This is a genomic window from uncultured Pontibacter sp. (assembly GCF_947495565.1).
In the GTDB taxonomy this organism is placed as follows: domain Bacteria; phylum Bacteroidota; class Bacteroidia; order Cytophagales; family Hymenobacteraceae; genus Pontibacter.
In genome coordinates, this window is the sequence record NZ_CANLZM010000003.1 from 80,581 (window position 1) to 103,798 (window position 23,218).

Here is a 23,218-nt window from a genome sequence, read left to right on the forward strand (position 1 = left end):
CAACACTAATATAGTTATGTTCTACAAATTATCAAGCGGACTTACAATTTCATCCAAGGCGTAGGTGGCCACGAGCGTGTAAATTTCGGTGGTCTTACTGCTCCTGTGCCCTAGGTACCACTGGTAACTAAGGCATCTAAAGGCTCCGATTGTTTGTTAGGCCCGGTCATAACTACGCCCATAGTTGGTCGCAGGTGCTTTGGACGGTTCAGGGAGCGCTTGTCTACCAGGGCAATACTCAGAAAATGCTGGTGCAGTTGCTCTATGGTTTGCTGCGTTGTGTGCGCTACATAGCGTTTGTAGGTTTTAGAGTTTTTTATAAAGCTGCTCTCTTTCGGGTGTTTGCCTATGCGTTGATCGGGCTTGTACCAGAGGCAGATACATATTTCCCATTGGTGTGGTATATAATAGGAGCATATATGGTAAAGAGTAATACAAAGCCTAAAGTGACACGTGTTAAAGCGCTACCCGTGAATTATCCGTGTATACCCGGGTTATCCGGGTATACACGGATAAAATGTACAAGCATGGCACCAGTTGTAAAAGTATGCGGGCATGGCGGAGAAAGCATTATCAGGCAGATTGAAAAAAAATGCTCTGACCAATGCCGGGCAAGAGCAGGAAACCAAAAGAAGCTGCAAGATGAAGCAGAGAAGTTAACGCGACAGGTTAATCGGGCGCTACGCTAAAACCGAATCATACTACGCAGAGCGAGTCCTTAAGGCAAAACTACTCTACGAAGAAATGTTCTTCAGCAGGCCGGCCTTGGTTTCAGGTATTTTACGCACCTGTACCACAAAGCAGGGCAACACCTATTACTTCTGCTACGATTATGGCTACCTGCTTTTAGACAAAGACAAAGTGTTGGTTATTAATTGGCAGGCGTATTTATAGCAGTAGCTATAGTTGTCTGTAGGCTAATCTGGTGCCAGCTTCACTTACCTCCATCTGTGCCACACGGCCGCAAATAAGAGCCAGGTTTAGCGGCTCGTGCCCTACCGGAAAACCATAGCAAACAGGATAATTATACTTGCCTGTGTGCTCTAGTATAATCTCAGAAGCAGTTTTGCCAAAAGGTACAGCGGCATCGTTCATATCACTCATGTCGCCAATGATAAGGCCGGCCAGGTTGGCAAGTTTGCCGCTGCGGTCGAGGTGCACCAGCATACGGTCGATGTGGTAAAGGTATTCGCACAGATCTTCTAAGAATAGGATTTTACCTTCGGTGCTAATGTCGGAGCGGGTGCCGGTGAGCGTGTGCAGCATCGAAAGATTTCCGCCTACCAACTGGCCAGTGCCGGTACCGGTGCGGTTAAAGGCATGCGGCGCAACGGTATAGTTTAAATCCTCGCCGAACAGCGCACGGCGCAACGTTTCAATAGAGTCTTCGGCGCCCTCCTTCGGGAAGAGAAGCGGCATAATAGCGTGCAGGCTTTGCAGGCCTAGGTTATGAATATGGCTATGCAGAGCAGTTACATCGCTAAAGCCTACCAGCCACTTGGGGTGCTTCCGGAACTTGGTAAAATCTACCTGGTCTATGATGCGGGTGGTGCCGTAGCCGCCACGGCCGCAAATAATGGCCTCAATACTTTCATCGTCCAGCATCTGCTGCAGGTCCTGCAGGCGCAGGGCATCATCGCCGGCAAAATAGTTGTAACTGGCGCCAATAGTTTGCCCCACCACTACCTGCAAGCCCCAACTCTCAAAAACCCGAACGGCCATTTCAATTTCAGGGTGGGAGATTTTACGGGCAGTGGCAATAATGGCAATTTTATCGCCGGGGCGCAGGCTTGGAATCATCTTTATACTTGGTTTAGCGTTGGGCTAATTTATGGCTTTTAGGCAAGATTTGCGAACACGGCAATTTTTAGCCATCTTCGGACACGATTTTAGAGCCATTACCTCATGCAGCCAACCTGCGTGAAAAGCTAATCAACCTCATCCTTTTTATGACACAAGTACAGAAGAAAAAATCAGGCGTGGATAAGTTCCTGTCGGTGGTGGAGCGCATTGGCAATGCCCTGCCGCACCCTGCAACGCTTTTTGCCGGCTTTGCCCTGCTGGTAGTTATACTCTCGTGGGTGGCCAGCCAGTTTGATATGGCTGTAACGCACCCTGGCACCGGCCAGGCGGTAACACCGTTTAACCTGCTCTCTACCGAGGGCCTCCACATGATACTGACCCGCATGGTAACCAACTTTACCGACTTTGCGCCGCTGGGCACTGTGCTGGTTTCCTTGCTTGGTATTGGCATTGCCGAGGGCACCGGCCTGATTGGGGCAGTGCTGCGTCTGGTAGTGCTGTCGTCGCCGAAGCGCCTGCTTACTTTTGTAATTGTATTTTCAGGAGTGCTGTCTAACACAGCTTCTGAAGTTGGCTATGTGCTGCTGGTGCCGTTGGCGGCGGTAATATTTCTGGCGGCAGGCCGCCATCCGTTGGCTGGTTTGGCTGCTGCCTTTGCCGGTGTGTCTGGTGGCTACAGTGCTAACCTGTTGCTCGGCACCGTAGATCCGCTTTTGGCTGGCCTGTCTACAGAGGCAGCTAAGATTATTGACCCGAATTATGCGGTTAACCCTGCAGCCAACTACTACTTTATGTTTGTGTCCACGTTTATTATTGCGGCCCTGGGCACATGGGTAACCGAAAAAATAGTAATTCCGAGGCTCGGAGAATACGAAGGCGACGAGAAACCGCAAAGTATAGACAGGCTTAACCCGCAGGAAAAACGCGGCCTCTTGTACGCAACCATTGCCATACTGCTGATGACGGCTTTTATACTTGGAGGCCTGCTGCCGGAGAATGGCTACCTGCGAGATCCTGAAACTAATGAGATACTGCACTCGCCGTTTATGTCGGGTATTGTGGCCTTTATTTTCCTGCTGGCTGCTATTGCCGGCATTGCCTACGGCGTAGGAGCCAGAACCATTAAAAACGACAGTGATGTGATGCGCGGCATGTCCAAATCCATGGAAACGCTGGGCTCATACATTGTGCTGGTGTTTTTTGCGGCGCAGTTTGTGGCTTACTTCAACTGGACCAATCTGGGGCTTATCCTGGCCATCAACGGTGCCGATGCCCTTAAAACAATGGGCTTAAGCGGTATTCCGCTGATGATCATGTTTATTGTGGTGGCCGCTTCTATAAACATGGTGATGGGCTCGGCTTCTGCCAAATGGGCTATTATGGCACCGGTATTCATCCCGATGTTTATGCTGCTGGGTTACACGCCGGAGTTTACGCAGGTGGCTTACCGTATCGGCGACAGCGTGACTAACATTATTTCTCCTATGATGTCATACTTTGCGTTGATTGTGGCTTTTATTCAGCGTTATGATAAGAAGGCCGGTATCGGTACAGTCATTTCTACTATGCTGCCATACTCTGTGGCTTTCTTGCTAGGCTGGATCGTGCTGTTCATTATCTGGATTCTGCTGGATCTGCCAATCGGGCCTGGTGCTAACCTGTACATGCCATAGTTCTTAATTGAAATTAATGCACACAGAAAAGCCGCAGAAGCATGAGTTCCTGCGGCTTTTCTATGTGTATCAGTTTATTTAATTAGTTTGAGGCCCATACTTACCAGGAACTGTTCGTTTCGGATCTTGCCGCCGCTTTGCTGGGATGTGTTGGTAAAATTGCGGTTGATGCGCTCGTAACGAACGTCTATGGTTAAGTTGCCGATATCTACCCCCAGGCCAGCCTGGTAGCCCCAATCTGAGCTGTTGTAGTAGTCCTTAACGGTGCGCCCTTCCTGCTTGGCCGACAGAAGCATGGAGGCCATCGGCCCGGCCTGCACCCGCGCAACACGCAGAAAGTTGAAGCCCACCAAAAGCGGCACATCCAGGCGGTTAAACCTAAACTTCTCTACGCGCACAATGGTACTGTTGGCATCATCTTTTACCGCTACCATACCACCCGAGGAAGAAAGAATAGCCTCTGGCTGCAGCAGCAGGCCCAGCAGCTGCAGCCGTGTAAAAGCGCCTGCGTGGTAACCGGTTATATGCTCGGCAGAGGCATACTGCTGCGGATCGTTCTGGATGCCGCTCAGTTTTACTTGAGATGAACTGACGCCAGCCTTAACGCCGGCCTGAAAAACTTGTGCTTGCGCCGCCATACTAATAGCCAGCACAGACATCGTGGATAAAAGGATTTTTTTCATAGCTAAAAAAGATATTGGTTAGGGTGCCGACAAATGATCTAACGAACTTGTACTATACGTTAGTGCACAAAAAAAGCCGCCCTTGGGTAAGGGCGGCCTATGCCAATATCCTCCTTTCGGTAGTAGATATTTTGGGATCTTATTTACATCTCACCTTAAACAAACATTCCCTTTGGCTTTATGATACAAAGATAGTTACAAAAGCCATACCAATCTGCATAATTATACAAACAACCATCTTTAACATGCCATTTCCGATATTCTTTAGACAAACGCACTTCCTAGCCCGACAAACACATTGCTTTTACAGTGGCGGTTGTCCTTTAATTGCCTGTTATCTAAGAGCTTCAGGACATGATAAAGATCTGTGGAGCACATCCGAAAATCTTTGCCAGAGTCTGATTTAGCTGTAGCCTGCCTCGTCTTATCAGGCAACTATCGAGCTAAATTTTCTCCCTTATTTAGAGATGAGTTTGTATGCGGTTAAATAAAATGTTTGTTCCTGAAAAGTGCGGTTTCAAAGTATGAAGTATAAACGTGATATCTCCGGCAGGAGCATACTGCATCTTTTACCTGCATTTCCCGAACAGAATTCATACTTTTGAACTCGCCAAGCACTTTTTATGCGCCTTAGAACCAAACCTGTACTTTGTAATTACTACGTTACGTACCGTTGTAACGCAAAGTGCTCGTTCTGTGATATCTGGGAGCGGCCATCGCCTTACATCATGCTGCCGGACGTGGAGCAGAACCTGCGCGACCTGAAGCGGCTGGGGGTGCAGGTGATAGATTTTACAGGCGGCGAGCCGCTGCTGCACCGCCAGATAGACCAGATGCTGGGTTTGGCGCACGATATGGGCTTTGTTACCACGCTCACCACTAACGCCATGCTTTACCCAAAGCTGGCCCAGCGGCTAAAAGGAAAAGTAGACATGCTGCACTTCTCCCTCGACTCGGCTGATAAAGAAGAGCACGACCTTGGCCGTGGCGTGGCTTGCTACGATTTTGTGATGGAGTCGATAAAAGTGGCGCGGGAGCTGGGGGAGCAGCCGGATATCTTGTTCACGGTGTTTCGGCATAACCTGCATCAGCTGGAGGAAGTGTACCAGAAAATCATACTTCCGAACAAGCTGGTGCTGATACTTAACCCTGCTTTTGAGTACAACCAGGTAGAAACCGGTGAGCGGCTGACAGAGGAGGAGCTCCGCTACCTGAGCGACTTCGGCAAGCGCAAGCAAGTATACCTGAACGAGGGCTTTGTGCAGCTGCGCCTGGACGGAGGCAATAAAACTTCCAAACCGGTGTGCAAAGCCGCCAGCACGACACTCGTCATCTCACCGGAAAACGAACTGGTGCTGCCTTGTTACCATCTGGGCACAAAGAGCTTCGCAATAGCGGGTAATTTACACGATTTATACTTGAGCCAGGAGGTGGAGGAGCTGAAACGGCAGGAGGGAAGGCTCCCGGCCTGTGAAGGCTGCACCATTAACTGTTATATGCAGCCGAGCTTTGCCGTAGAGCTTAATAAGTACTTCTGGAAAGCCCTGCCCAGCACCTTAAAGTATAATTACCTGAAGGGCACCTGGAAAAGGCTTATCTGATATTTGCTGTTGATTTTGCCAAACAACATATTTTAACTTTCTAACTTCTGAATTTTCTAACTTTTTAACTTAAACTATGCCAGTTATACTTCCGGTAAAAGGTGTGAGACCGCAAATGGGCGAAGGCTGCTGGATTGCCGAGAACGCCACTATTGTTGGGGATGTAGTGATGGGCGATGAGTGCTCCGTCTGGTTTAATGCCGTTATTCGCGGTGATGTAAACAGCATCCGCATTGGCAACAAAACCAATATTCAGGATGGAGCCGTGATCCACTGCACGTATGAGCGAGCCGCTACCACTATCGGAAACAACATCTCTATCGGCCACAATGCCATTGTACATGGCTGCACTGTGCATGATAACGCATTGGTGGGCATGGGTTCTATTGTGATGGATAATGCCGTGGTAGAGCAGAACTGCATTGTAGCCGCCGGTGCCATTGTGCTGGAAAACACTGTGTGTGAATCGGGATGGATTTATGCCGGTATTCCGGCCCGCAAGGTAAAACAACTGAGCCCGGAGCAGATAGAAGGGCTGGCCAAAACCGCTAACAACTATGTAATGTACAGCGGCTGGTTCAGCGGGAAAGTATGACTGCTGATAAATTAAAGCCTTGTAGCATTTCTACCGCGAGTTTTCAACTCGTGGTTCTCTATTAGGCAAGCTTTCAGCTTGCGGGGAAAACCAGACGCTCAGTTGGCTTACGTGACCTGAAAGCTCATGAGCATGATGCACCACGAGTTGAAAACTCGCGGCAGATAGAATATTTTCAAGATTTAAATTCTGTAGACGATTGCATACCTCTTCACCTTTCAAAGGGGGACTTTAGGAAGCTCTGCCAGCTGTATCATTCAACCACCCCTAACCCCTCAGAGCTACGCTCGCTAGTTTCGAACTCTCGTTCTCACTAGTCTAAGGAGGGGAGTTTTGCTGAAGCTCCGTCAGCGGTAGCTATCGAATACTGATCCCAGTCTTTCCGTTGAGCGCCTTGTATTGATGCGTTGCCCGTAAGGGCAGCCTGCAGCGGAGCGATGGCAGCTTCAATACACAGCGCGATGCGGGAAGACGAGGCCTCCCGGCCTTGAGGGAGTCAAAGCCAGAAATGAAACGGTAAGTTTGTAGGACTGAGGATGAACAAAGGCTAGTAAGTATAGCTTGTTTCAAATTGAAGAGAACAGCAGCTAAGAAAGTATAAAGCATAGCCAAAGTATACTCCAAGCATCAACAACAGGCAAATAATATTACAAGGGAAAGATACTGTTAGAAATCCAGCCCAAAGCTCCTAAGAAATAAAAAATCAGCCCAGATGCTCCAGAACCTGCTGCTGCAACAGCGTCAGCTTCTCATCAGATAACTGCTGCTGCATTTGCTCGAAAAACACGCGCTCTTCCTGCCGGATGTGCTGCTCCAGCAGTTTGCCCACTCCATCTAATGCATCCGGGAGGTTTTGCTCCGCAACATCTGGTAAAGCAAGTATAAGTTGCTGCAGTTGCTGGTGCTCGGCTTGCAGTGCCTGTACCTGCTGCCTTAGCTCTTCCGAGTGATCAGAGGCAAGTATAAAAACTGTTTCCTCCTCCAGCCTGAAGTGTGGCAGTAGGTGCTCCTGCAGGTAAGCTACTACATAATCGCGCTTAGTGGCCGGAGTGCTGGGCATGCCTTTATAAGGCGGTGCGCCATGCTGCAGCAGCCTTGCCGTTAATAAGCCTCCGTGGTGTTGGCGTGAGATCGGAACAAGGCTTTCATGGCGCTTCATACTTAGCTGATGGCTTTTCGGTCTTCTTCAAGCACTGTTAGCAGCACCCACTCCACACGGCGATCTGATTTTTCGAGGATGCGTACGTGGTACTGATGGAAGGTGGTTGTCTCGTTCAGGTTCTCCGGAATCTGGCCGTAAATCACGTTCAGCAGTCCGCCCACAGTTTCGTAATCCTCGCCCTCAGGCAGCGGATAAGGCAAATAATCATTCGCGTCGGATACAGTGGCAGAACCATTTACTTTATACTCGAAATCGCTGAAACGCTCTACAATCGGAGCCTCCTCATCATACTCATCCTGAATCTCGCCTACCAGCTCCTCAATAATATCCTCTATGGTTACGATACCGGACACCCCCCCAAACTCATCGGTGGCAATGGCCATGTGCAGGTGGCGGCGCTGAAACTGCTTTAGGAGGCGGTTAATCTTCTTTGTCTCCGGCACAAAATAAGCCGGGCGCATCAGGTCCTCAATAACGATGGGTTTGCCAAGCCTAACAATGCTCAGGATATCCTTCACATAAAGTATACCTACTATGTTATCGATATTGCTGCTGTACACGGGCAGGCGCGAATAGCCTTCATTAAACACGATTTCCATGAGCTCGTCCTCTGGGATGTTCACGTCAACGGCCACCATTTTTGTACGCGGCACCAGGATCTGCTTCACCATGCGCTCGTTAAACTGAAACACATTCTCGATAAGCTCGTGGTGAGAATCATGGATGGCGCCGCCTTCCGCGCTTTGCTCAAATAGCAGGCGCAGCTCCTCGGCTGTGTGTACCTCCGCCCCGTGCATAGGCTGTATGCCTAGGCCGCGCAACACCATGTTTGCCAAACCGTTAAGCAGCCAGATAAATGGCTTGAACAGGACGTAGAAAAAGCGAAGCGGATAAGCTACCGCCAAAGAAGTAGATTCCGGGCGTTGTATGGCCAGCGACTTTGGAGCCAGCTCACCAAATACAATGTGCAGCACAGTAATAATGGCAAAGGAAATAGGCAGGGCTATGGTGTGTGCCAGTGTTTCGCTGCCCTGAAAACCGAAAGCCTCCATCACGTTAATCACCATCTGCGCCACCACACTCTCGCCAATCCAACCCAAACCAAGCGATGCCAGGGTGATACCTAGCTGCGTGGCCGAAAGGTAGGCATCAAGGTGGGTGAGCATGAGCTGCGCCAGCTTTGCCGGTGCACTGCCCGTCTGAGCCCGCAGCTCAATCTGTGAGGCTCGTACTTTCACAATGGCAAACTCAGCGGCCACAAAGAAGCCATTTAGCAGCACAAGGAATATCGTTAAGAATATATCAAATATCATATGTATAGGTTTGCCGTGTTACATCAGCAAAGCTGTAAAATTAGTAAAATACATGCTCCTTTTATAGGTGTATATGCTATACGTGCTATATTTTACGGCCAATGATGCCTGTACGGCTGCTGAAAGTGTTTTTCAGTAGATAATTTAAGAATTTTAGCTTTAAAATTACGTTTAAGGATGCTGCCCGGAAGGAATAAAAATTAGTAGCGACGTGTTGTAGCGGTAACGAGCAGCTGCAGAGCGGCCTGTTATCTGGGGCGGGAGGACAAACGTTAAGGTTGCTAAATAAGCTGTTTAGCAAACAAGCACTAAAGCCCGTGACGCCTCCCAGTAAAAATGCCTACTTTTGCAGTAGTTTAGTTTAAAAGTATACCTAATAAGAAGCGCAGCTAAGGCTGTTGTTTAAGGGCACAAGTTTATCTGGTTTTTGCGCTGGCAAAACGGAATACGCTCTTAAAGTATAGTATAACCCTTAACCTATGATCATAACTATAATGCTGAGACGGCTGCTGGCTACGTTGCTGTTCTTCATAACAGCCTTTGCAGTGCAGGCGCAGGTACTAAAGCCTGCTTCCTGGAGCTACGATGTCTCCAAAAAACAAGTGGCCGTTGGCGAGGAGGTGGAGCTTATCTTTAATGTTAAGATTGATAAGGATTGGTACCTCTACTCCTCTGATTTCGATCCGGACCTTGGGCCCATGGTAACCACCTTCACCTTTCAGAAGCACCCGTCTTACCAACTGGTAGGCAAAATAGTGCCCATTAAGCCTAAAAAGAAGTATGATGAGCTGTGGGAGGGGGAGTATACTTACTTTACCGGCACAGCCCAGTTCAGGCAAAAGATCCGTGTGCTGCAACCTGATTTGCTGGTAAAAGGTGAATATGAATACCAGGTTTGCACCGATGTGGATGGACGTTGCATTCCGTTTGATGATACTTTCTCCTTCACAAATAAGCAGATTACTGTTAGTGGTACAGCAACGCCTGCCGCTAAGCCAGCGCAAGAAGCAGCGAAGAAAAACACCGTAGAGCAGCAGCAGGCACAGCAACATCAGCAGAAAGAGGAGGTGCCGGTTGAAGAAGTGCCAGACCTAGCAACCGCAGCTGCAAGTGCCTCTTCAGATTCGGTTGTTGCACCACCGGCTGCTGCCAGCCTAAATGAGGGTGATGCTGTTTCTGCCACAACTATAGCTGCTATTCCTGATGAGGCGCCAGCCACAGCAGGCGGAGAAAGTTTGTGGGCCTTTATGCTGGTGGCCTTCGGCTCTGGCTTGGTGGCGCTGCTAACTCCTTGCGTGTTCCCGATGGTACCCATGACGGTAAGCTTTTTTACCAGTAGCGGGGGCAGCAGAGCACAGGGCATCCTGAAAGCCGCTGTGTATGGCCTGTCTATCATCGCAATTTATACTTTGATAGGCACCATTGTGGCCCGATTATTCGGTGCGGATGGCGCTAATTTTATCAGTACGCATTGGCTGCCTAACGTACTGTTCTTTTTGATCTTCCTGGTGTTTGCCATGTCGTTTTTCGGGATGTTTGAGATAACGTTGCCGAGTTCCTGGCTCACCAAAGTAGACTCTCAGGCTGATAAAGGCGGCTGGATAGGCGTATTCTTCATGGCTTTTACGCTGGCGCTGGTTTCTTTCTCCTGCACCGGCCCGATTGTGGGAAGTATACTTGTTGCCTCTGCCGGAGGCGAAACCATTCGCCCGATTGTAGGTATGTTCGGTTTTTCGCTGGCTTTTGCCTTGCCGTTTACGCTTTTCGCCGTTTTCCCGTCCTGGCTGAGCGGTTTGCCTAAATCCGGCGGCTGGCTAAACTCGGTAAAGGTGGTGCTAGGCTTTATAGAGCTGGCGCTGGCGCTCAAGTTCCTAAGTGTGGCCGACCAAGTATACCATTGGGGCATCCTGGATCGTGAAGTATACCTGGCGCTTTGGATCGTAATTTTTACGCTGATGGGCTTCTACCTGCTGGGCAAGCTCAAGTTCTCTCATGATTCTGACCTGAAGTATGTTAGCGTGCCGCGCCTGTTCTTCGCCATACTTACGTTTGGCTTTGTGGTATACCTGATTCCGGGCTTATTTGGCGCTCCGCTAAAAGCTTTGGCCGGTTACCTGCCGCCGCAAACTACCCAGGATTTTGACCTGAATACGATTGCGCGCCAAGGTGGGGGAGGAACAGCAGTGCTAGCAGCCAACACAAACGAAAACTGCGAGCCGCCTAAGTATGGAGACTTCCTTCACCTGCCACACGGCTTGCAGGGCTATTTCGACCTGGAGCAGGCCAAAAAGTGCGCAGCAGAGCAAGGCAAACCAATCTTTATAGATTTTACCGGGCATGGCTGCGTAAACTGCCGCGAGATGGAGCAGAACGTATGGTCTGACCCAGAGGTGCTGAAACGCCTGCGCGAGGATTATGTAATTGCCGCACTTTACGTAGATGATCGTACCGAACTGCCCGAAAGCGAGTGGTACACCAGCGATTATGACGGTAAAGAGAAAAAAACCATCGGTAAAAAGTATGCCGATTACCAGATCACAAAGTTCAACGTAAACGCCCAGCCATACTATGTGCTGATGGACGAAAACGAGAATGTACTGGTAAAGCCTATCGCTTACGATCTGAATGTAAACAACTTTGTCGAGTTTCTAGATGCTGGCGTGGAGGCTTACAACAACAAGCAGCAGGTGGCGCAGAAGTAATTCAGGATAGGATTTAGGTAATGAGATAATTTAAAGATAGATTACCTCACCCGCTTTTGCTCTATTTAGTTTACTGATTTAATATCATTGATAACGGCAAAATTGCCTGCCATCATTTGTTCTATTTTTAGAGTGCCAATGATTTCAGGTCTGATCAATTTCATATTGTTTTTACTTTATTTGAGTTAAAAACCGGAGCAAGTATAAAAAAATCCCCGCCAGCAATGACGGGGATTTTTTGTTAGACGGTTAGTCTAAAACTTAACGTCTAATATCTAGTGTCTAAAAAAGACTACTTTGCCTCGTTGTAGCGTTTAGTTACCTCTTCCCAGTTCACCACGTTCCAGAACGCGCTGATATAATCCGGGCGACGGTTTTGGTAGTTCAGGTAGTAGGCGTGCTCCCAAACGTCCAGGCCAAGGATTGGCTGTCCGCCGCAACCTTCTGCGAAAGGCATCAAGGTATTGTCTTGGTTAGGAGTAGAGCAGATTTCCAGCTTGCTGTCTTTCACGCAAAGCCAGGCCCAGCCCGAACCGAAACGCGTAGCAGCGGCAGCGTTAAACTTCTCTTTCATCTCATCAAAAGAACCGAAGGCAGAGTTGATAGCATCGGCTAACTCGCCGGAAGGCTGGCCGCCACCGTTCGGAGACAGGATTGTCCAGAATAGGTTGTGGTTGTAGTAACCGCCACCGTTGTTGCGAACAGCCTTGTTGTCTTCTTTTACATTGCGCATGATTTCCTCGATGCTCATGTTCTCCATGTCAGTGCCAGCGATAGCCTTGTTCAGGTTATCAGTGTAAGCCTGATGGTGCTTTGTATGGTGGATTTCCATGGTGCGCGCATCAATGTGCGGCTCCAATGCGTCGTAGGCATAAGGTAGTTTCGGAAGTTCGAAAGCCATAGTTTTATATAGATTTATGTTTGAAAAATTTTGTTGTACATACAATTAAGATTGTACGGCATCGCTCCAAAGTTAGTTAATTTCTTTTAGCCGCAAAGAAGGAGGCCATCAGGTCGGCGCACTCCTGAGCCATAATACCGCTTACCATCTCCGTTTTGGGGTGCAGCAGGTTCCCTACTTTTCTATAACCGCGCTTCGGCTCCGATGTTCCGAAAACCACCCGTTTAAGCTGTGCCCAGTAGCTGGCGCCGGCGCACATGACGCAAGGCTCTACGGTAACATACAGCGTGCAGTCGTGCAGGTACTTATTGCCCAGGTACTCGGCGGCGGCGGTAAGGGCCAGCATCTCGGCATGGGCTGTTACATCGTTTAGCTTCTCGGTCTGGTTATAAGCCTTGGCTATAATGCGGTTATTGGCCACCACTACTGCCCCAATCGGAATCTCGCCCTCCTCATAAGCGTACTGCGCCTGCTTATACGCCTGCTGCATAAAGTGCTCATCGCTGTGGATGGATAAAAAGTCTGTTGCCATATAGTAAAGATGGGCACATCAGGCTTAAAATACAAGTATGGTGGCGGCAGTTAAGTGTGGCGGGGCCGAGCAGCAAAAAAGCCCCTCCAAAAAGAAGAGGCCTTTAGCGTAGTAGATAGGTAGGTAGTAGTGGTTATTTAATATTAATGGAGCCCATCATTTCGCGGGCTGTCTGCTGCCAGTCGTTTTTCATGGAGAAAGGCACATGCATGGTAAAGATGTAAAGCTGATCGCCTTTGATGGTGTATTGCACAATACTATACTTTTGCACAGGCGCTAACATAGAAGAAGCACGATCATCAGACAGCTTGCTTACAAACTCAAATACCAGGTAGTTTTCGCCTTTTACCTGCGTTACCTCCTGCCGTATAAAATCCACTTGAGTAAACTTCTCCATTAAGTTTGCCTTATAAAACTCACGCAGCATTTCCAGATCCCCCTCCTTAAACTGCGACTGCTTTTGAGTTACGCTAAAGTCAATTTGGCCATTCGGGCTGGTGTACACAGCAAGCGGACGCGTAGAGGCAGGGTATTTGCGGGCAATGCCATCATCGGGCATCGGCATAAAATCCTGGGGCATCAGCACGCTAATCTCTTTGCTAATCTGCGTTTTCTTCAGTTTAGATTGTGCAAAAGTGACTCCGGCTATCAGTATAATGGCTAAAAAGGCAAGGTATCGCATGTTCATGTGTTTGTATCGGCAAAGCTATTAAATATTAAGGAAAAGAAATCTGTTGGCTTTTATTATGCAATAATTCTGCCAGAATTAGATAAAGTTTATACTTCAAGTATGGCTAAGGCCATTAATATCTTTGTGCGGGCGTTGCCGTTATACTTTCCATAGGGCAGACATACATGAGTCCGGTAGCCAAACATCTTAAAGCAAAGTATAATTCTGATTCGCCGGCCTTTTTCTGCCCTGTTGTTTGATGTTGTTAGAGGAATTCTAAAAATTAAAAAAGAGCTATGATAGAAAATCTGATCAATAACCTGAAGGGGCAGCTAACCGGAGAGTTGCAAAATAAATTCGACCTGCAGCCTGATACAGCCAACAAGTCTGTGGACCTGGCAAAAGATAATGTGGTAGACGAGCTGAAGCAACGTGCCGGCAGCGGCGACATGGGCGGCCTGATGGATGTTTTTAAAGGAAACAAAGCCCCAGCCGAGAGTGGCGCTGTCAATAACATCATCAACAAGTATGTGGGAGACCTTACCTCTAAGCTGGGCATACCCGAAAGCGTGGCGAAGCAGGTGGCACCGTTTGCGATCAATTTCATTATGCAGAAAATAGGAGGGCAGGCAGGAAGCATGAGCCAGAGCGATTTGCTTGGTGGCTTAATAGGTGGTGGCCTGAAGGATAAGTTAGGCGGTTTTTTCAAGTAATAGCGCAGCAACTGCGGCCTTAGGGCTGCAGTTGCTGTTGCAAACCGGTTTGTGCGCAAAAAGTAGGGTTGGTAGCAAAGCCTAAGTCTATTACTTTTGTAGCGCCTGTGCTGTAGCCAGTGCAGAAGCTGCAAAGTATAAACCGGATGTCAGAAAGTTTTCAAAGCCTTTTTTATAAGTTCTTCAAATTTGGAGTGGTAGGCTTTACAGGCCTTCTGCTAGACTTTGGGGCAACGTTTCTAACAAAGGAGGTGCTGCGCTGGAACAAGTATGTTGCCAACAGCCTCGGCTTTTTGCTGGCGAGCGCAAGCAACTTTTACCTCAACCGCGTCTGGACTTTCCATAGCGCGGACCCTGAAATTGGGTGGCAGTTCTCAAAGTTTTTGGCCGCTGCAGTGGTGGGCCTGCTTCTCAACAACCTCATCATTTACCTCCTGACTGATCGCGCAAAACTTAATTTCTACGTCTCAAAGTTCATTGCCGTAGTACTTGTCTTCTTCTGGAATTTCTCCATAAACTACCTCTATACTTTTACAGGATAGTATGTTTTGTCTGAATCAGGATTTGCAGGATGTAAGGATAGGCAGGATTCTCTGCAGCGCCGGGTCCAAACACTCCTGCTCCCCTAAAAGGGAGACTTTGGAAAGCTCCGTCAGCTTGTATCATCCAACCATCCCTAACCCCTCAGAGTTACGCTCGCTAATTTCGAACTCTCGTTCTCATTAGTCTAAGGAGGGGAATTCTGTTGAAGCTCCGTCAGCAGTGGCTATCTAAAACTGATCCCAGTCCTTGGGTTGAGCGCCTTCTAGGTTTCCGGTTTCGCTTCAGCGAAATTGCGACGCAGGAGCAAAGGAAATGTAGACAGCGCAATGCCCTTATCGAGGGCCCCTACCCCCGCCTGGAGGGAGCCAAAGCCAGAGGTGAAATAAGAAGGATATAAAGCCGTGGATAAACAGCAGCTAGCAAATATAGGTTGCTATTAACCGAATAAAGCAGCAGCTATAAAAGAGAAAACCAAGCCAGCCAATCTAAAAATCCAGCATCATCCCAAGTTCTTAAACGAAAGCCAATCTAAGATTAAAATCGTATCTAACGCTTCTGAAAAGCAATCAATTTACCTTACTTTATAAATCTGCACATGCTCATCTTTATGAACGCGTGGGTTTAGAAGGTGCAACAGCCTATCGTAAAGAGATGGGTTGATCGTATGTTCTAACGCTAAGCGCGGAAAAAGCTGGTGCAGGCGAGCCATGCGTTCGTCCATATCCTTTGTGCCTACCACCACCACGTAATCAGGTTTGTAGGGCGAGGCCGAAATCTCCTGCTGCAGCTCCTGCGGCGTTTTATCTTTATTTAAAGTATAAGCCATCACAAAATCCGGGGGCAGCTGCTTTTGGCAGTGCAGGTACTCCTCCCACACCATGTCCTCATCAATTATATACTTGTCATACACGGCGCTGCTACGGCCCAGGTAAAAGAGCGGTGGTTTTTTAACACTGTGGTTGCCGAACTCTAGCACCACGCCATCTAAATTCTGCTTTTCGGATAAGTATACCAGCGGCGCTACGCGGCTTTTTTTAGTGTAAGTTAAAGCCATTCCTGTAGTAGCCAGCAGGTTCAGCACCCAGAAAAAAATCCAGGAGGCGGCCAGCAACTTACGGCGGTTTTGCCAGAAACCCGACTCGCGCACAAACTGCTGCCAGCCAATAACGCCCAGAATCATGATGAGCGGAAGCAGCGGAAGTATAAAACGCTCCTGCTTGTTCGGGAACAGTGAGTGCGCCACAAAAAAGATCAAGCCACCCCAAAATAAAGCAGGTGCCAGCTTAGCTGTGCGGGCGTAACCCACCACCAGAAAAGCACTTACCGGCGGCACCAGAAAGCCAAGTATGGTTAACGCAAAACGGTATACCGGCCCGGAACTGAAGTCATTGGCGTGTTCGGAATTATACTGGTAATAAGCCACAATGGAGTGGAAAGGATAGTCGAAGAAGATGATATCGATAAGGCCCTGCACCAGAAAAGCGCCCACGGCAAAACCCAGCAGCACGGCCACCGCCTCGCGCCACTTGCGCTGGTACAGTAGCACCAGTCCGGCACCGGCGCCGAAAAGCACCGTGTGGTACCGGAACACAAAGGCCAGCGCAAATAAAAATCCTGCCCCAAAGTATGGCAGCCACTGTTTTTTCTCCGTCTGCTCCTGCTTCACCATCAGGTAAAAAGCGGCCAGGTAGGGCGGTATGCACACCATCTCTACCAAATTACGCACACTCATAAAGGGCATAAACCAGACCAGCGCCAGCATCAGGCCCACCAAACGCGCATTTGCCTTGCCCGATAAGCGCTCCGTTAGCTTGTAGCCAAAGTATACTACCAGCAGCGAGTATAGCGCATGCACCACCCGCACCACCGTCATCTTCACCTCCGGGCTAAAAATACCCGCAGCCTCCAAAGTATAAAATATACCGTAGTGGAGGAGCACGTAAAGCATGCTGTGGCGCGGCGGCATCGGCTCGTTCAGCCACAGCGGAAATCCGTTCAGCCATCCCTGTGCAATAGTGATCACGTCAAAATGGTCATCGCTGAAAGCAAAGCCTTTGGAGAAAAACGCAGCCAGCAAACGGATGGCCAACGCTATAATAAGTATAGTTGAGAGCGGAATAAGATAGCGCTCCTGTGGCTGGCCCAGTGTGGCTGCATCGGCGGTAAAGGCTTTGGCTACGGTTGATTTGGTGGTACTTTGCATTTAACTAGAGTTGTGCGACTGCAAATTTAACGGTAATTATAAAGATTCTGTGTTACCTTCGTTGTTAAATAAGACTTTTTCTGATTTGGCCTCTACACACCACCTGTCTAAGCGGAAATTGCCGCTGAAAGTGAAGCTTTTTATACTTGCCTTCGTGCTGCTGGCGCTGGCTGTTGGTGCCTGGCTGATGTATCGCCACGACGAGCTGCGTTACAAAGATGTGCAGGTGCTGGGCCACGCAGGTTCAGGTTTTTTCTCGCCGCTAAACCCGTTTAATCCACTGCCTTCCAATAGCATGGCTTCCATAAAAAAAGCAATGGAGCAGGATGGTGCCGATGGCGTAGAGATAGACGTGCAACTGAGCCAGGACGGCGTGCCTATACTTTATCATGATGTAACGCTGGAAAGTATGACTAGCGCTAATGGAATTATAGATAACCTGCCGGCTGCAGAGGTAGTGGGGCTAAAGTATAAAGGCGGCTTTTTTTATGATCTTTTTCAGGAGGAGGAAATCATTGCCTTGGAGACTTTGCTGCAGCATTTCAGTACGTACAGTGAGCTGCCTTACCTGCACATAGACCTGCGCAACCATAACCCGGCGCGCCATTTATATTACGCTCATACACTGATGGCTATGTTGCGTAAGTATGATTACCCGTTGCCAAAAGTGGTGTTTATATCGCCTAACCCTGATTTCCTGAATGCCTTCGGGGAAGTAGAGCCAGAGGCGCAATTGATGATAGACACGGCCGGAAACTTTGAGCAGGCGCTGCAAACCGCACAGCGGCATAAGTTCTTCGGCATCTGCGCCAACGGCCGCAATACATCGGCCGAGCAGGTAGCACGGGCAAAAGAGGCAGGGCTGAAGGTGGCGCTTTTCGGCGGAAAATCGCGCTCGCGCATTTCCAAGATGATCAACATGAAACCTGATGCCATACAAACAGATAATGTGGCTGCCATGCGCGATATGCTGGACTAGCCGGAGCGTGCGTTAACATCTTTGCGGCAGATAAAGCAAACCAAGGCTAAGATTATTACATTTGCATAAAACTATACAAGTAGACTATACTATGTTCCGAACACATACTTGCGGCGAGCTTCGCCTGGATAACGTTGGCGAAGAGGTAATATTAACAGGTTGGGTACAGCGCTTGCGCGATAAGGGCGGCATGCTGTGGGTAGACCTGCGCGACCGGTACGGCATAACGCAGCTGACAATGGAAGAAGGCATTACGCCTGCCGAAATTATGGAACAGGCCCGTAACCTGGGTCGTGAGTATGTAATAAAAGTTGTGGGCAAGGTAATAGAGCGCTATTCCAAGAACGACAAGATTCCGACCGGCGATATTGAGCTGCATGTAGCGAAGATCGTGGTGCTGAACCCGGCTAAATTACCTCCGTTTCTGATTGAGGATGAGACGGATGGCGGCGACGACCTACGCATGAAGTACCGCTATCTGGACCTGCGCCGCGCCCCGGTGCGCCGTAACCTGGAGCTGCGCCACCGCATGATGCGCGAAACCCGCGCCTACCTGGATGGCCGTCACTTTATAGAGGTGGAAACGCCATATTTGATCAAATCTACGCCAGAAGGTGCCCGCGACTTTGTGGTGCCTAGCCGCATGAACGCCGGTGAGTTTTACGCCCTGCCGCAGTCGCCGCAAACGTTTAAGCAGCTGCTCATGGTATCCGGTTTCGATAAGTATTTCCAGATCGTGAAGTGCTTCCGCGACGAAGACCTGCGCGCTGACCGCCAGCCGGAGTTTACCCAAATCGACTGCGAAATGTCTTTTGTGAGCCAGGAAGACATCCTGAATACCTTCGAAGGATTTATCAGGCACCTGTTTGATAAAGTAAAAGGTGTAAAAATTGAAAAGTTGCCGCGCATGACTTATGCCGATGCTATGAAGTACTATGGCTCCGATAAACCGGATACGCGCTTCGACATGCGTTTTGTTGAGCTCAATCCACTCGTTAAAAATAAAGGCTTCAAGGTTTTTGATGACGCTGAACTGGTTGTTGGTATCTGTGCCCAAAACGCTGCCAGCTATACCCGCAAGCAGCTCGATGAACTGACTGACTTTGTGAAGCGCCCGCAAATCGGTGCCACTGGCCTGGTTTATGCCCGCGTAAACGAAGACAGAAGTATAAAATCATCGGTTGATAAGTTTTATACCGCAGAGGACCTGCAGGAGTGGGCAACCGCATTTAACGCAAAGCCAGGAGATCTTATACTTATTCTTGCCGGTGACGCAGACAGAACTCGCAAAGCCTTGAACGAGCTACGCCTGGAAATGGGCACACGCCTTGGCCTGCGCGATAAGAATGTATTCTCACCGCTTTGGGTGGTTGATTTTCCGCTGCTGGAGTGGGACGAGGAAAGCAAGCGCTACCATGCCATGCACCACCCGTTCACGTCGCCGAAGCCGGAGGATGTGGAGCTAATTGATGATCGCCCGGGTGATATCCGAGCGAACGCTTATGACATGGTTATTAATGGCGTGGAAGTAGGCGGTGGTTCTATCCGTATCCACGACCGCAGGCTGCAGGAGCAGATGTTCCGTTTGCTGGGCTTCTCTAAAACAGAGGCTGAGGCGCAGTTCGGCTTCCTGATGAATGCCTTTGAGTACGGTGCGCCGCCGCACGGTGGCATCGCTTTCGGATTCGACCGCCTGTGCTCGCTCTTCGGTGGTTCAGATTCTATCCGTGATTATATTGCCTTCCCGAAGAACAACTCTGGCCGCGATGTGATGATTGATGCCCCAGCCCCAATTGCGGATGCACAACTCGATGAATTACACATAAGTATGAAAAACCTGCCAAAAGGGTAACATCTGCTTATTTAAAATATAGGAAGTCCTGCTACTGGTTTTCAGTGGCGGGACTTCTTTTTTATCCCCAATTCATACTTCTATCCGTCAGTAATGTGAATAACCGTGTGGATTCAAGTATAAAATCGACCTTTATCCACGATTAAAAGTATAAATCGCTATAGGGTTGTGGATATGTGGATAACTGGTGTTGATAGGTTGTTGTGTAGTCGGAAGGGAGGGGTTTACAGATTTTACACTTTGTTCGGTGGAAGCATATGCTTTACAAGAAATACCTATGAGCATAATAAAAGCTATACTTGGGAGTCTTTAATATGCCCAATTTAAGGTGCAGTTCAATCCGAAGAGTATAAAACGAAAAAGGGACTGCCTTTTCCAAAGCAGTCCCTTTTAATAAGTATAAAATTTATACTAGATCAGCTCACTAACAAGTGCAGGAGCTATACCCAATAGAATTGTCAGGATGGTAATGAAGATTAAAGTGAAAGAAGCGAAGCTGCCAACTTCAATTTCCTCTTCGTTTGCGGCTGGCTGCATGTACATGGCAATCACTACACGGAAGTAGTAGTAAATACCTACGGCAGCAAGTATAACCGCAAGGATTACCAGCCACAGCATATCCGGGTTCTGCAGCACGGCAGAGAACACGAAGAACTTACCGAAGAAGCCAGCCGTCAACGGAATACCAGCCAGTGACATCATCGAAACCGTCATGGCGAAAGCCAGTAGCGGGTTTGTTTTGCCCAATCCGTTAAAAGCTTCATAGTCGGCGCTGTTGCGCTGGTCCTGCACCATTTTCAGCACGCCAAAGGCCGCAATGGTAGCTGTAGAGTATGCCGCAGAATAGAAGAGGATAGAGGCATCCGAAGCTTCGTTAAAGGCAACCAGCGCCATCAGCAGGTAACCTGCATGCGAGATGCTGGAATAAGCCATCATACGCTTAAAGCTTGTTTGGATCACTGCTCCAATGTTACCGACTACCAGCGTCAGTACAGTTATAGCAACCAATGTAGGGAACCAAGTAGTATAAGCAGCAGCAAAGGCTGCAACCATTAACTTATAGAATGCTGCAACACCTGCCGTCTTAACCACAGTAGACATAAACGCTGTGAAGAAAGTCGGTGTGCCGTCATATACATCAGGTGCCCAGAAATGGAACGGAGCGGCCGAAATTTTAAAGGAAATACCGATTACCAGCACCAGGATACCTAATACAAACATAGAGTTCATCAGGCCATCAGGCCCAATACCTGCCTGTGCAGCGCTAATCTCCGCGATGCTGAAAGTACCGGTGGCTCCGTAAATCATCACAATGCCAAAAAGCATAATGCCTGTGAAGAAAGAACCCATCAGGAAGTACTTCAGAGCGGCTTCGTTAGAGCGAAGGCTCCTTTTGTCGCTACCGGCAAGTATGTACATGGCAATGGAAAGAATCTCAATGCCGATGAACAGCATGATCAGGTTCTCGTAGCTCACCATCATAACGGAGCCCACCAACGAGAACAGGAGCAGCGAGTAGTATTCAGCAAGGTTGGAGTCAGCCTCATCAACAAAGCGCTGGGAGAAAGGCAGCAGCAGCAGTGTAGACAGTGTCATGATACCTGTAAAAGCCACCGCATAATTATCGATGGTAAGCATGTTGCTGAAATAGCTCTGTGTATCGTTCCAGTCCAGCAGGTTAACGCCAAACACCACTAATAAGAACAGCAGCACCAGCGGTAGCAGTACCTTTTTATTCTTTGCAAATCCTACAAAGAGGTTAATGATACCAAAGACAGATAGAAGTATGATCGAGGTCATGTCGTCGTATTTCTGTGAATTTCTATATTCTCTATTGCCGCTTAGCGGTTAATGATGCTCAGCAGGTTGTTAACCGCAGGCTCTGAGATGCTCAGGAAAGTGTTCGGGAACAAACCGATCCAGAAAACCATGATTACCAGCGGAATCAGCACAGCCTTCTCGTTCAGCGTCAGGTCTGTAAAGTTTTCCGTTAGTTCAGATTTTGTACCGAACATCACACCCTGGAACATGCGCAGCATATACACGGCACCAAGTATAATAGTAAGACCGGCCACGCCACCAAACCAGGCATTGTACTGGAACACACCTGAAAGCAGCAGGAACTCACCCACGAAACCGTTTGTGAGCGGCAGGGCCACCGAACCCAGCATCAGAATCATGAAGAAGATCGAAAGGCCTTTTGCGTTTTGGGTAATACCGCCTAAGCTGGTAATCTCTCTGGTATTGGTGCGGCTGAAAATGATATCGATGATGAAGAACAGACCAACTACGTTGATACCGTGGCTCAGCATCTGGATAACACCACCCTGCAAACCCTGCTCGTTCAGCGTGAAAATACCGGCAGCAATCAGGCCAACGTGTGCGATGGAAGAATAAGCGATCAGGCGCTTCAGGTCGCGCTGGCGAATAGCAATGATGGATGCGTAAACAATACCGATAATGGCCAAAACCAGCACTACTTCATCCCATTGGCTAACGCCAAAAGGAACTACTGGCAGCAACCAGCGCAGCACACCGTAAATACCCATTTTCAGCATAATGCCTGAAAGCAGCATGGTTGCCTGTGCCGGCGACTCTGTGTAGGTATCCGGCTGCCAAGTATGGAACGGGAATATTGGCATCTTAATAGCGAAAGCGATAAACAGGAACCAGAAGATCCAGCTCTGCGACTCGCTAGAAAGTGACAGCTGATAAAATGCGTTTACATCTGAAGAGTGCGTGCCCGGTGTCTGTAAGTATAAGTATACAAAGGCAGCCAGCATAAACAGCGAACCGAAGATCGTGTACACGAAGAACTTAAACGTAACCCGGATTCTGTCGGTACCGCCCCAAACCGCAGCGATAAAGTAGATCGGAATCAGCGCCACCTCCCACATAAAGTAGAACAGGAAAGCATCCATAGCCACAAAAACCCCGATCAGGCCTGTCTGCATGAACAGGATAAGAGCGTAGAAAACGTTAGGGTTCTTATAATCGTGCTTGTAAGACGAAAGAATGATCAGCGGCACCAAAAAAGTTGTCAGCAGGACCATCAGCAGGCTAATGCCGTCCATCCCGATGCTAAAGCTGATGCCTGCGCTTTCAATCCAGGGTAAGCTGAGGGCTAGCTGGGTAGCACCGCTTTGGGTGTTAAATGCTGAGAGAGCGAAAAGTGACAACGCAAATTCTACGAGCGCTGCTACAAAAGCCACTTTCTTGGCACCCTGTCCTTTAATAAGCAGCACCAGAAGCGCAGCAAGGGCAGGCCAGAAAAGTAATAGAGCTGTATTCAT

General features: G+C 48.8%; 18 protein-coding genes. 8 read left to right on the top strand and 10 right to left on the bottom strand.

The genetic code is table 11. From position 1 onward, the window contains the following. Nucleotides 1-900: 900 nt before the first annotated feature. A complete protein-coding gene (locus Q1B04_RS05045) occupies nucleotides 901-1,800 on the bottom strand; it encodes an LD-carboxypeptidase (RefSeq protein ID WP_299756358.1) in 900 nt (299 codons plus the stop codon). Between the two features lie 149 nt (nucleotides 1,801-1,949). Here Q1B04_RS05045 and Q1B04_RS05050 point away from each other — a divergent pair, with 149 nt between their 5' ends. Then, entirely contained in the window at nucleotides 1,950-3,476 is a 1,527-nt protein-coding gene (locus Q1B04_RS05050) for an AbgT family transporter (protein WP_299756360.1), read from the top strand. A gap of 74 nt (nucleotides 3,477-3,550) precedes the next feature. Here Q1B04_RS05050 and Q1B04_RS05055 read toward each other — a convergent pair whose 3' ends face one another. After that, nucleotides 3,551-4,159, bottom strand: a complete 609-nt coding sequence (locus Q1B04_RS05055; RefSeq protein ID WP_299756362.1) for a porin family protein — start codon at nucleotides 4,157-4,159, stop codon at nucleotides 3,551-3,553. A 623-nt stretch (nucleotides 4,160-4,782) separates the two neighbouring features. Here Q1B04_RS05055 and Q1B04_RS05060 point away from each other — a divergent pair. Together Q1B04_RS05060 and Q1B04_RS05065 are read left to right on the top strand one after the other, a co-directional pair. Beyond that, nucleotides 4,783-5,760, top strand: a complete 978-nt coding sequence (locus tag Q1B04_RS05060) for a radical SAM protein (protein WP_299756364.1) — start codon at nucleotides 4,783-4,785, stop codon at nucleotides 5,758-5,760. Between the two features lie 76 nt (nucleotides 5,761-5,836). Next, nucleotides 5,837-6,355, top strand: coding sequence for a gamma carbonic anhydrase family protein (locus Q1B04_RS05065; protein WP_299756366.1), 519 nt, complete (start codon nucleotides 5,837-5,839; stop codon nucleotides 6,353-6,355). Nucleotides 6,356-7,058: 703 nt separating this feature from the next. On the opposite strand, the gene Q1B04_RS05070 is transcribed toward Q1B04_RS05065, so the two are convergent. Continuing rightward, entirely contained in the window at nucleotides 7,059-7,514 is a 456-nt protein-coding gene (locus tag Q1B04_RS05070; RefSeq protein WP_299756368.1) for a hemerythrin domain-containing protein, read from the bottom strand. A gap of 2 nt (nucleotides 7,515-7,516) precedes the next feature. Next, complete coding sequence (locus tag Q1B04_RS05075) at nucleotides 7,517-8,830, bottom strand: hemolysin family protein (RefSeq protein WP_299756371.1); 1,314 nt, start codon at nucleotides 8,828-8,830, stop codon at nucleotides 7,517-7,519. A 479-nt stretch (nucleotides 8,831-9,309) separates the two neighbouring features. Here Q1B04_RS05075 and Q1B04_RS05080 point away from each other — a divergent pair, with 479 nt between their 5' ends. Continuing rightward, nucleotides 9,310-11,532, top strand: coding sequence for a thioredoxin family protein (locus tag Q1B04_RS05080; protein ID WP_299756373.1), 2,223 nt, complete (start codon nucleotides 9,310-9,312; stop codon nucleotides 11,530-11,532). A 292-nt stretch (nucleotides 11,533-11,824) separates the two neighbouring features. Here Q1B04_RS05080 and Q1B04_RS05085 read toward each other — a convergent pair whose 3' ends face one another. From Q1B04_RS05085 to Q1B04_RS05095, 3 genes are all read right to left on the bottom strand, one after another. Next, nucleotides 11,825-12,433 carry a superoxide dismutase gene (locus tag Q1B04_RS05085; protein WP_299756375.1) on the bottom strand — a complete coding sequence of 203 codons (609 nt, stop codon included), beginning with the start codon at nucleotides 12,431-12,433 and terminating at the stop codon, nucleotides 11,825-11,827. Nucleotides 12,434-12,509: 76 nt separating this feature from the next. Beyond that, the gene (locus Q1B04_RS05090) at nucleotides 12,510-12,965 is read right to left on the bottom strand and encodes a nucleoside deaminase (protein ID WP_299756377.1); all 456 of its coding nucleotides are present in this window, start codon (nucleotides 12,963-12,965) and stop codon (nucleotides 12,510-12,512) included. A 133-nt stretch (nucleotides 12,966-13,098) separates the two neighbouring features. Beyond that, entirely contained in the window at nucleotides 13,099-13,653 is a 555-nt protein-coding gene (locus Q1B04_RS05095; RefSeq protein ID WP_299756379.1) for a hypothetical protein, read from the bottom strand. A 278-nt stretch (nucleotides 13,654-13,931) separates the two neighbouring features. Here Q1B04_RS05095 and Q1B04_RS05100 point away from each other — a divergent pair, with 278 nt between their 5' ends. Both Q1B04_RS05100 and Q1B04_RS05105 read left to right on the top strand, forming a co-directional pair. Beyond that, the gene (locus tag Q1B04_RS05100; RefSeq protein ID WP_299756381.1) at nucleotides 13,932-14,348 is read left to right on the top strand and encodes a hypothetical protein; all 417 of its coding nucleotides are present in this window, start codon (nucleotides 13,932-13,934) and stop codon (nucleotides 14,346-14,348) included. A 146-nt stretch (nucleotides 14,349-14,494) separates the two neighbouring features. Beyond that, nucleotides 14,495-14,890 (top strand): GtrA family protein, encoded by a 396-nt coding sequence (locus Q1B04_RS05105; protein ID WP_299756383.1) that lies wholly within the window; start codon nucleotides 14,495-14,497, stop codon nucleotides 14,888-14,890. Nucleotides 14,891-15,462: 572 nt separating this feature from the next. Here the strand turns inward: Q1B04_RS05105 and Q1B04_RS05110 are convergent. Continuing rightward, nucleotides 15,463-17,094 (bottom strand): glycosyltransferase family 39 protein, encoded by a 1,632-nt coding sequence (locus Q1B04_RS05110; protein WP_299756386.1) that lies wholly within the window; start codon nucleotides 17,092-17,094, stop codon nucleotides 15,463-15,465. Between the two features lie 85 nt (nucleotides 17,095-17,179). Here Q1B04_RS05110 and Q1B04_RS05115 point away from each other — a divergent pair, with 85 nt between their 5' ends. Both Q1B04_RS05115 and aspS read left to right on the top strand, forming a co-directional pair. After that, nucleotides 17,180-18,073: a glycerophosphodiester phosphodiesterase family protein gene (locus Q1B04_RS05115; RefSeq protein WP_299756388.1), complete on the top strand. Its 894-nt coding sequence runs from the start codon at nucleotides 17,180-17,182 to the stop codon at nucleotides 18,071-18,073. Nucleotides 18,074-18,164: 91 nt separating this feature from the next. Next, on the top strand, nucleotides 18,165-19,925 hold the full coding sequence (aspS, locus tag Q1B04_RS05120) for an aspartate--tRNA ligase (RefSeq protein WP_299756390.1): 1,761 nt from the start codon (nucleotides 18,165-18,167) through the stop codon (nucleotides 19,923-19,925). 411 nt (nucleotides 19,926-20,336) lie between these two features. Here aspS and Q1B04_RS05125 read toward each other — a convergent pair whose 3' ends face one another. Together Q1B04_RS05125 and Q1B04_RS05130 are read right to left on the bottom strand one after the other, a co-directional pair. Then, complete coding sequence (locus Q1B04_RS05125) at nucleotides 20,337-21,725, bottom strand: NADH-quinone oxidoreductase subunit N (protein ID WP_299756392.1); 1,389 nt, start codon at nucleotides 21,723-21,725, stop codon at nucleotides 20,337-20,339. 41 nt (nucleotides 21,726-21,766) lie between these two features. Continuing rightward, nucleotides 21,767-23,218 (bottom strand): NADH-quinone oxidoreductase subunit M, encoded by a 1,452-nt coding sequence (locus tag Q1B04_RS05130; RefSeq protein WP_299756395.1) that lies wholly within the window; start codon nucleotides 23,216-23,218, stop codon nucleotides 21,767-21,769.